A 10,164-nucleotide genomic window follows, 5' to 3' on the forward strand; every position below is an offset into this window, starting at 1 on the left:
TGGGACCGACCAGTGTACGTCGATCAGGCTCAGCGTGCGTTGAAATACTTCGCTTCGGGGTGGTGGATGACGATCGCGTCGGTGGACTGCTCCGGGTGGAGCTGGAACTCCTCGGAGAGGTGGACGCCGATCCGCTCCGGCTGGAGCAGGTCGGCGATCTTGGCGCGGTCCTCCAGGTCGGGGCAGGCGCCGTAGCCGAGGGAGAAGCGGGCGCCGCGGTACTTGAGGTCGAACATGTCCTGGACGTCGGCCGGGTCCTCGCCGCCGAAGCCGAGCTCGGCGCGGACACGGGCGTGCCAGTACTCGGCGAGGGCCTCGGCGAGCTGGACGGACAGGCCGTGCAGCTCGAGGTACTCGCGGTAGGAGTCGGACTCGAAGAGCTTGGCGGTGGCCTCGCCGATCTTCGAGCCGACGGTGACGACCTGCAGGCCGACCACGTCGGTCTCGCCGGACTCCTCCGGGCGGAAGAAGTCCGCCAGGCACAGGCGGCGGCCGCGGCGCTGGCGCGGGAAGGTGAAGCGGGTGCGCTCGTTGCCCTGCTCGTCCAGGAGGATCAGGTCGTCGCCCTTGGAGACGCAGGGGAAGTAGCCGTAGACCACGGCCGCCTCGAGGAGGTTCTCGGTGTGGAGCTTCTCCAGCAGGCCGCGCAGGCGCGGACGGCCCTCGCCCTCGACGAGCTCCTCGTACGTGGCGCCGCCGGCGCGGGCCTGCTTCAGCCCCCACTGGCCCTTGAACAGGGCGCCCTCGTCCAGCCAGGAGGCGTAGTCCTTCAGCGGGATGCCCTTGACGACGCGGGTGCCCCAGAACGGCGGGGTGGGGACGGGGTTGTCCGTGGCGACGTCGGAGCGGCCGCCCGGCTCCTCGGGCTCCTGCACGGTCGGCAGCGGGGTCTCGCGCTTGGGGACGCGGCGCTGCTTGAGCTCGGGCAGGGCGGCGCCGGGGACGCCTCGCTTGACGGCGATCAGGGCGTCCATCAGGCGCAGGCCCTCGAAGGCGTCGCGGGCGTAGCGGACCTCGCCCTCGTAGATCTCGTGGAGGTCCTGTTCCACGTACGCGCGGGTGAGCGCGGCGCCGCCGAGGATGACCGGGTAGTCGGCGGCCAGCTTGCGCTGGTTGAGCTCCTCCAGGTTCTCCTTCATGATCACGGTGGACTTCACGAGGAGGCCGGACATGCCGATGACGTCGGCCTTGTGCTCCTGCGCGGCTTCGACGATCGCGGAGACGGGCTGCTTGATGCCGATGTTGACGACGTTGTAGCCGTTGTTGGACAGGATGATGTCGACGAGGTTCTTGCCGATGTCGTGGACGTCGCCGCGCACGGTGGCGAGCACGATGGTGCCCTTGCCCGAGGCGTCGGACTTCTCCATGTGCGGTTCGAGGTAGGCCACGGCGGTCTTCATGACCTCGGCGGACTGCAGCACGAACGGCAGCTGCATCTGGCCGGAGCCGAAGAGCTCGCCGACGACCTTCATGCCCTCCAGGAGGGTTTCGTTGACGATGTCGAGGGCGGGGCGGGCGGTGAGGGCCTCGTCGAGGTCCGCCTCCAGGCCGTTCTTCTCGCCGTCGATGATGCGGCGCTGCAGGCGCTCCTCCAGGGGCAGGGCGAGGAGCTCCTCGGCGCGGCCGGCCTTGAGGGACTTGGTGTTGACGCCCTCGAAGAGGGCCATCAGCTTCTGCAGCGGGTCGTAGTCGCCCTCGCGCCGGTCGTAAATGAGGTCGAGGGCGGTGGCGACCTGCTCCTCGTCGAAGCGGGCGATCGGCAGGATCTTGGAGGCGTGGACGATGGCGGAGTCCAGACCGGCCTTGACGCACTCGTCGAGGAAGACGGAGTTCAGCAGGACGCGGGCGGCGGGGTTCAGGCCGAAGGAGATGTTGGACAGGCCGAGGGTGGTCTGTACGGCCGGGTGGCGGCGCTTGAGCTCGCGGATCGCCTCGATGGTGGCGATGCCGTCCTTGCGGGACTCCTCCTGGCCGGTGCAGATGGTGAAGGTGAGGCAGTCGATGAGGATGTCGGACTCGTTGATGCCCCAGTTGCCGGTCAGGTCGGCGATGAGCCGTTCGGCGATGGCGACCTTGTGCTCGACGGTGCGGGCCTGGCCCTCCTCGTCGATGGTCAGCGCGATGAGGGCCGCGCCGTGCTCCTGGGCCAGACGGGTGACCTTGGCGAAGCGGGACTCGGGGCCGTCGCCGTCCTCGTAGTTGACGGAGTTGATGACGGCGCGCCCGCCGAGCTTCTCCAGGCCCGCCTGGATGACGTCGACCTCGGTGGAGTCCAGCACGATCGGCAGGGTGGAGGCGGTGGCGAAGCGGCCGGCCAGCTCCTGCATGTCCGCGACGCCGTCGCGGCCCACGTAGTCCACGCACAGGTCGAGCATGTGCGCGCCCTCGCGGATCTGGTCGCGGGCCATCTCCACGCAGTCGTCCCAGCGGGCCTCCAGCATGGCCTCGCGGAACTTCTTCGAGCCGTTGGCGTTGGTCCGCTCGCCGATCGCCATGTACGAGGTGTCCTGGCGGAAGGGGACCGTCTGGTACAGCGAGGAGGCGCCGGGCTCGGGCCGGGGGTCGCGGGCGACGGGGGCGGTGCCGCGGACGCGTTCGACGACCTGGCGCAGGTGTTCGGGCGTGGTGCCGCAGCAGCCGCCGACCAGGGAGAGGCCGTACTCGCGGACGAAGGTTTCCTGCGCGTCGGCGAGCTCGGCGGCGGACAGCGGGTAGTGCGCGCCGTCCTTGCCGAGGACGGGCAGGCCGGCGTTGGGCATGCAGGACAGCGGGATGCGCGCGTTGCGGGCCAGGTAGCGCAGGTGCTCGCTCATCTCGGCCGGGCCGGTGGCGCAGTTCAGGCCGATCATGTCGATGCCGAGGGGCTCCAGGGAGGTCAGCGCGGCGCCGATCTCGGAGCCGAGCAGCATGGTGCCGGTGGTCTCGACGGTGACGGAGCAGATGAGCGGGACGGAGACGCCGAGCGCCTCCATGGCGCGCCGGGCGCCGATGATGGAGGACTTGGTCTGCAGGAGGTCCTGGGTGGTCTCCACCAGCAGGGCGTCGGCGCCGCCGGTGATCAGGCCCTCGGCGTTGACCTGGTAGGCGTCGCGGATGGTGGTGTAGTCGATGTGGCCGAGGGTGGGCAGCTTGGTGCCGGGGCCCATGGAGCCGAGGACCCAGCGCTGCTGCCCCGTGGCGGCCGTGAACGCGTCGGCCGTCTCGCGGGCGATGCGGGCGCCGGCCTCGGACAGCTCGAAGTTGCGTCCGGGGATGTCGTACTCGCCGAGGGCCGTGTGGTTGGCGCCGAAGGTGTTGGTCTCCACGCAGTCCACGCCCACCGCGAAGTACGCCTCGTGGACGGAGCGCACGATGTCGGGGCGGGTGACGTTGAGGACCTCGTTGCAGCCCTCGAGCTGCTGGAAGTCCTCGAGGGTGGGCTCCTGGGCCTGGAGCATCGTTCCCATGGCTCCGTCGGCGACGACCACCCGGGTGGCGAGCGCCTCGCGGAGGGCGTCGGCCCGGGTCTGGGTGTCTGCGGGCGGGTTCGGCAACGAGGCCATGAGAGCTCCCTGGGATGCGACGGCTGTCGGCTTTGCACCCTTGCTGAATCAAGGGTGCACGCGGTCAGGGTAACCGCGCCCCGGCAACCCCGGTGAGGGCCGTCCACGTGGCGGACTGCATCCTGTGCGCGGGGGCGGCGGCAGGGGGAGTTCCGGCCGACATCGGCCTGAACAGTTGCCCAACCATGCGGGAGGTCGGCATGGGCCGATAGTGTTCAGCATTGTCGAACTACGTCAGCAGGAGGCTGCAGCCATGGCACGGAACATCCAGTCGCTCGAACGAGCCGCTGCGATGCTGCGGCTTCTCGCGGGCGGGGAGCGGCGCCTGGGCCTGTCGGACATCGCCGGCGCGCTCGGCCTGGCCAAGGGCACGGCGCACGGGATCCTGCGCACCCTGCAGGCCGAGGGCTTCGTGGAGCAGGACCCCGCCTCGGGCCGCTACCAGCTGGGCGCCGAGCTGCTGCGCCTCGGCAACAGCTACCTGGACGTGCACGAGCTGCGCGCCCGCGCGCTGGTGTGGACCGACGACCTGGCCCGGGCGAGCGGCGAGAGCGTGTACGTGGGCGTGCTGCACAAGAGCGGGGTGCTGATCATGCACCACGTCTTCCGCCCCGACGACAGCCGCCAGGTGCTGGAGGTGGGGGCCATGCAGCCGCTGCACTCCACGGCGCTGGGCAAGGTGCTCTCCGCGTACGACCCGATGGCGCACGCCGAGGCCCTGGAGGCGGAGCGCGAGGCGTTCACGCCCCGGACGGTGACCGACGGCGCGGGCTTCGAGGAGATCCTGGACCTGACCCGGGCGCGCGGCTGGGCCGCAGACGTCGAGGAGACCTGGGAGGGCATCGCCTCGGTGGCGGCCCCCATCCACGACCGGCGGCGGATGCCGGTCGGCGCGGTGGCCGTCGCGGGCGCCGTCGAGCGGGTCTGCGGGGAGTCCGGGGAGCCCCGTGCGGCCCTCGTGGCCTCGGTGCGCGACTGCGCACGGTCGGTTTCGCGCGACCTCGGCGCGGGCCGGTTCTAGGCCCTCACCGCTCCCCTCCCGGCCGCACCCGGGCTGCTTTCTGCCCTCTTTTCGCCATATCTCGGCCCTCGGATGGCTTGATTCGTTCGAACACACCGAGCGGTAACGATCCGACACTTTGGCCTGGCCAACCCTTGACGCGTTCTTCACCTGGGCGAAAAACTGCCGTGCATCGGTCGGCATTGTCGAACACCTACCGGCAATACGCGTTAGGGTGTGGCAAGGCCAAGGACCGGTGAAGCACTCACCGAGTGCGCGGACCACGGGTCAGCAGACCCGGCGTCCGCCCACCCCTGGACGTAAGACAAAGGAGTCGCGGGTGTCCAGCTCCGACATCTTCCTCGGCGAGACCATCGGTACCGCCCTGCTCACCCTGCTCGGCGGCGGTGTCTGCGCCGCCGTGACCCTCAAGAGCTCCAAGGCCCGGGGCGCAGGCTGGCTCTCGATCACCTTCGGCTGGGGTTTCGCCGTACTGATCGCCGCCTACGTCTCCGCCCCGCTCTCCGGCGCGCACCTCAACCCGGCGGTCACCGTCGGCCTCGCCGTCAAGAACGGCGACTGGAGCGACGTCCCGGTCTACTTCGCCGGCCAGCTCCTCGGCGCCATGCTCGGCGCCGTGCTGATGTGGGTCACCTACTACGGCCAGTTCCGGGCCCACCTCTCCGACCCCGAGCACATCCGTGACGCCAAGCTCGGCCCGGAGGACCCGCACCCGCACGACGTGGCCGGCCCCGTCCTCGGCGTCTTCTCCACCGGACCCGAGATCCGCAACGTGGTGCAGAACCTCGTCACCGAGATCATCGGCACCGCGGTCCTCGTCCTCGCGATCCTCACCCAGGGCCTGCAGGACGGCGGCAAGGGCCTCGGCGTCATCGGCGTCCTGATCACCTCCTTCGTCGTCGTGGGCATCGGCCTCTCGCTCGGCGGCCCGACCGGCTACGCCATCAACCCGGTCCGCGACCTCGGTCCGCGCATCGTCCACGCCCTGCTGCCGCTGCCCAACAAGGGCGGCTCCGACTGGGGCTACTCCTGGATACCGGTGGTCGGCCCGCTCGCCGGCGCCGCCCTCGCAGGCGGTCTGTACAACATCGCGTTCGCCTGATCAGCTACCGGCCGCGTTCGTAAGATCCGCACCGCCTACTGGTTCCGCACCACAGACCTCCCAGGAGCAGCCACCATGACCACCAGCACCGGCCCGTTCATCGCCGCGATCGACCAGGGCACCACCTCCTCCCGCTGCATCGTCTTCGACCGCGACGGCCGCATCGTCGCCGTCGACCAGAAGGAGCACGAGCAGATCTTCCCCAAGCCCGGCTGGGTCGAGCACGACGCCACGGAGATCTGGGCCAACGTCCAGGAGGTCGTCGCCGGCGCCATCGCCAAGGCCGAGATCACCGCTGCCGACGTCAAGGCGATCGGCATCACCAACCAGCGCGAGACCACCGTCCTGTGGGACAAGAACACCGGCGAGCCGGTGCACAACGCGCTGGTCTGGCAGGACACCCGCACCGACGCCCTGTGCAAGGAGCTCGGCCGCAACGTCGGCCAGGACCGCTTCCGCCGCGAGACGGGCCTGCCGCTCGCCTCGTACTTCGCCGGCCCGAAGGTCCGCTGGCTGCTCGACAACGTCGAGGGCCTGCGCGAGCGCGCCGAGGCCGGCGACATCCTCTTCGGCACCATGGACACCTGGGTCATCTGGAACCTGACCGGTGGCGCCGAGGGCGGTGCGCACGTCACGGACGTCACCAACGCCTCGCGCACCATGCTGATGAACCTGCACACCCTGGCCTGGGACGAGAAGATCGCGGAGTCCATGGGCGTCCCGCTCAACGTGCTCCCCGAGATCAAGTCCTCCGCCGAGGTCTACGGCCACGTCAAGGACGGCGTCCTCGCCGGGGTCCCGGTCGCCTCCGCGCTCGGTGACCAGCAGGCCGCCCTGTTCGGCCAGACCTGTTTCGCCGAGGGCGAGGCCAAGTCCACGTACGGCACCGGCACGTTCATGCTGATGAACACCGGCGACAAGATCATCAACTCCTACAGCGGCCTGCTGACCACGGTCGGCTACCAGATCGGCGACCAGAAGCCGGTCTACGCCCTGGAGGGCTCCATCGCCGTCACCGGCTCGCTGGTGCAGTGGATGCGCGACCAGATGGGCCTGATCAAGTCCGCGGCCGAGATCGAGACGCTGGCCTCCTCCGTCGAGGACAACGGCGGCGCCTACTTCGTCCCCGCCTTCTCCGGCCTGTTCGCCCCGTACTGGCGCTCCGACGCCCGCGGTGTGATCGCCGGCCTCACCCGCTACGTCACCAAGGCGCACATCGCCCGTGCCGTGCTCGAGGCCACCGCCTGGCAGACCCGCGAGATCACCGACGCCATGACCAAGGACTCCGGCGTCGAACTGACGGCCCTCAAGGTCGACGGTGGTATGACCTCCAACAACCTGCTGATGCAGACGCTCTCGGACTTCCTGGACGCCCCCGTGGTCCGTCCGATGGTCGCCGAGACCACCTGCCTCGGCGCCGCCTACGCCGCCGGCCTGGCCGTCGGCTTCTGGCCCGACACCGACGCCCTGCGCGCCAACTGGCGCCGCGCGGCGGAGTGGACCCCGCGGATGCCCGCCGAGCAGCGGGACCGCGAGTACAAGAACTGGCTCAAGGCCGTCGAGCGGTCCATGGGCTGGATCGACGAGGAAAACGCCGGCTGACCGCACCAGCCGACGAACCGATGAGGAGCTGAAGAGACATGAGCACCCTGCAGAGCGTCCCCGCCCTGGGAACGCACCCGACCGCCGGCTCGAACCCGGGCCGCGCCGAGACCCGTGAGCAGCTGTCGAAGGCCACGTACGACCTGCTGGTCATCGGCGGCGGAATCCTGGGCACCTCGGTGGCCTGGCACGCCGCGCAGTCGGGTCTGCGGGTGGCCATGGTGGACGCCGGCGACTTCGCCGGCGCCACCTCCTCCGCCTCCTCCAAGCTCGTCCACGGCGGCCTGCGCTACCTGCAGACCGGCGCGGTCAAGCTGGTGGCCGAGAACCACCACGAGCGGCGGGTGCTGGCCAAGGACGTGGCCCCGCACCTGGTCAACCCGCTCACCTTCTACCTGCCGGTCTACAAGGGCGGTCCGGTGGGTGCGGCCAAGCTGGGCGCGGGCGTCTTCGCCTACTCCGCCCTCTCGGCCTTCGGCGACGGCATGGGCAAGGTCATATCCCCGGCCCGTGCCGTCGCCGACAACCCCGGCCTGAAGACCGACAACCTCAAGGCCGTCGCGGTCTACTACGACCACCAGATGAACGACTCCCGCGTCGCCGTCATGACGGTCCGCGCGGCCGTCGAGTCCGGCGCCGTCGTCCTCAACCACGCCGAGGTCACCGGCCTGCGCACCACGCGCGGCCGGGTCTCCGGCGCCGAGCTCAAGGACCGCCTGGACGGCACCGAGTTCGGCATCGACGCCCGCGTCGTGCTCAACGCCACCGGCCCGTGGGTGGACCACCTGCGGCGCATGGAAGACAAGCACGCGCTGCCGTCGATCCGCCTGTCCAAGGGCGCGCACATCGTCATGAAGCGCAAGTCGCCGTGGAAGGCCGCCATGGCCACCCCGATCGACAAGTACCGCATCACCTTCGCCCTGCCGTGGGAGGACCAGCTGCTGCTGGGCACCACCGACGAGGTGTACGAGGGCGACCCGGCGGACGTGCGCGCCACCGAGAAGGACATCCAGCAGATCCTGGACGAGGCCGCCTTCTCGGTGAAGGACGCCGACCTCGACCGCTCCCTGATGACGTACGCCTTCGCCGGCCTGCGCGTGCTGCCCGGCGGCCCCGGCGGCGTGGAGAAGGCCAAGCGCGAGACGGTCGTCACCGAGGGTGCGGGCGGCATGCTGTCGGTCGCCGGCGGCAAGTGGACCACGTACCGCCACATCGGCCGCGTGGTCATGGACAAGCTGGCCAAGCTGCCGGGCAGCCCGCTGACCGACGACATGGAGCCGGTGAAGTCCCTGGTGCGCCGGGTGCCGCTGCCCGGTGTCGCCAACCCCAACGCCGTCGCGCACCGCCTCCTGGTGGACCGCGAGCCGGGCATGCGGATGGACCCGCTGACCGCCCGCCACCTGGCCTCCCACTACGGCTCGCTCGCCTTCGACATCGCGCGCCTGGCCAACGAGGACCCGGCGCTGGCCGAGCGGATCCACCCCGACGGCCCGGAGATCTGGGCGCAGGTCGCCTACGCCCGCGACTTCGAGTGGGCCGAGACCGTCGACGACGTGCTGCGCCGCCGCACGACGGTGACCATCCGCGGCCTCGACGACGACGCGGTCCGCGGCCGCGTCGAGGAGATGCTGGCCCGCAAGGCATAGCTCCGGCGCAGGTGGGGAAGAGGGGCGGTTCCGAGGGGAACCGCCCCTCTGTCGTGGGCTGTGGCAGGCGTCCCCACAAGGCTTAGGCTTTCCCACGTACACAAGGGAACTTCGGAAGGAGACCTGGGTGATCGAGCTTGAGGGCGTGCCCGAGCTGATCGACCCGGTCATGGTGGCCGCGTTCGAGGGCTGGAACGACGCGGGTGACGCGGCCTCCGGTGCGGTGGCGCACCTGGACCGGGAGTGGAAGGGCGAGGTCTTCGCGGCGCTGGACGCCGAGGACTACTACGACTTCCAGGTCAACCGGCCGACCGTGTGGCTGGACAACGGCGTACGGAAGATCACGTGGCCGACGACGCGGCTGTCCGTGGTGCGGATCGGCGGCGCGAAGCCGCGCGACCTGGTGCTCGTACGGGGCATCGAGCCGTCGATGCGGTGGCGGTCGTTCTGCAACGAACTGCTGGGCTTCGCCCACGAGCTGGGCGTCGAGATGGTGGTCATCCTGGGTGCGCTGCTGGGCGACACCCCGCACACCCGGCCCGTGCCCGTCAGCGGGGTCACCTCCGACCCGGACCTGGCGCGCACGATGGACCTGGAGGAGACCAAGTACGAGGGGCCGACGGGCATCGTCGGGATCCTCCAGGAGGCCTGCACGCACGCCGGGGTGCCGGCGGTGTCGCTGTGGGCGGCGGTCCCGCACTACGTCTCGCAGCCGCCGAACCCGAAGGCCACGCTGGCCCTGCTGAACCGGCTGGAAGACCTGATCGACATCCGGATCCCGCTCGGCGAACTGCCGGAGGACGCGCGGGCCTGGCAGCTCGGGGTGGACCAACTGGCCGCGGAGGACAGCGAGGTCGCGGAGTACGTGCAGACGCTGGAGGAGGCGCGGGACACCGCGGACCTGCCGGAGGCGTCCGGGGACGCCATTGCCCGGGAGTTCGAGCGGTACCTGCGGCGGCGGGATCCGGCTGCCGAGCCGGGGGCCGCGGGTGCGGACGGCTCGTACCTCCGGGACACCTCCTCGGGCCGTACGCGGCCCCCGCGCCGGCCGTCCGACCCCGACCAGGACACGGGCGAGGACCCGGCCCCGCCGGAGCCGCCGACGCCGTAGCGGCGGTGGCCGCTGCGCGGAGCCCCTGTCCCCTCCCCGCCCCTTCTCCCCCAGCTACCGCTGGGAGGTGCCCCCAGAAACCGGGCTCCGCCCGGACCTGTTTCGCCTCAAACGCCGGCGGGGCTGATATTTCAGCCCCG

At 70.7% G+C, this 10,164-nt stretch carries 6 protein-coding genes; 5 read left to right on the plus strand and 1 reads right to left on the minus strand.

What is annotated here, in order from left to right; genetic code table 11:
• Window positions 1-29 precede the first annotated feature (29 nt).
• Entirely contained in the window at window positions 30-3,542 is a 3,513-nt protein-coding gene (gene metH / locus ABZ924_RS13190; RefSeq protein WP_361907652.1) for a methionine synthase, read from the minus strand.
• A gap of 253 nt (window positions 3,543-3,795) precedes the next feature.
• Here metH and ABZ924_RS13195 point away from each other — a divergent pair, with 253 nt between their 5' ends.
• From ABZ924_RS13195 to ABZ924_RS13215, 5 genes are all read left to right on the plus strand, one after another.
• Window positions 3,796-4,563, plus strand: coding sequence for an IclR family transcriptional regulator (locus ABZ924_RS13195; RefSeq protein ID WP_361907654.1), 768 nt, complete (start codon window positions 3,796-3,798; stop codon window positions 4,561-4,563).
• Between the two features lie 319 nt (window positions 4,564-4,882).
• A complete protein-coding gene (locus ABZ924_RS13200) occupies window positions 4,883-5,665 on the plus strand; it encodes an MIP/aquaporin family protein (RefSeq protein WP_361907655.1) in 783 nt (260 codons plus the stop codon).
• 75 nt (window positions 5,666-5,740) lie between these two features.
• Window positions 5,741-7,267, plus strand: a complete 1,527-nt coding sequence (gene glpK, locus ABZ924_RS13205; RefSeq protein ID WP_361907657.1) for a glycerol kinase GlpK — start codon at window positions 5,741-5,743, stop codon at window positions 7,265-7,267.
• Between the two features lie 38 nt (window positions 7,268-7,305).
• Entirely contained in the window at window positions 7,306-8,913 is a 1,608-nt protein-coding gene (locus ABZ924_RS13210; protein WP_361907659.1) for a glycerol-3-phosphate dehydrogenase/oxidase, read from the plus strand.
• A 127-nt stretch (window positions 8,914-9,040) separates the two neighbouring features.
• Window positions 9,041-10,024 carry a PAC2 family protein gene (locus tag ABZ924_RS13215; RefSeq protein ID WP_361907661.1) on the plus strand — a complete coding sequence of 328 codons (984 nt, stop codon included), beginning with the start codon at window positions 9,041-9,043 and terminating at the stop codon, window positions 10,022-10,024.
• Window positions 10,025-10,164 lie beyond the last annotated feature (140 nt).

It is taken from the genome of Streptomyces sp. NPDC046876 (genome assembly GCF_040645035.1).
Classification (GTDB): domain Bacteria; phylum Actinomycetota; class Actinomycetes; order Streptomycetales; family Streptomycetaceae; genus Streptomyces.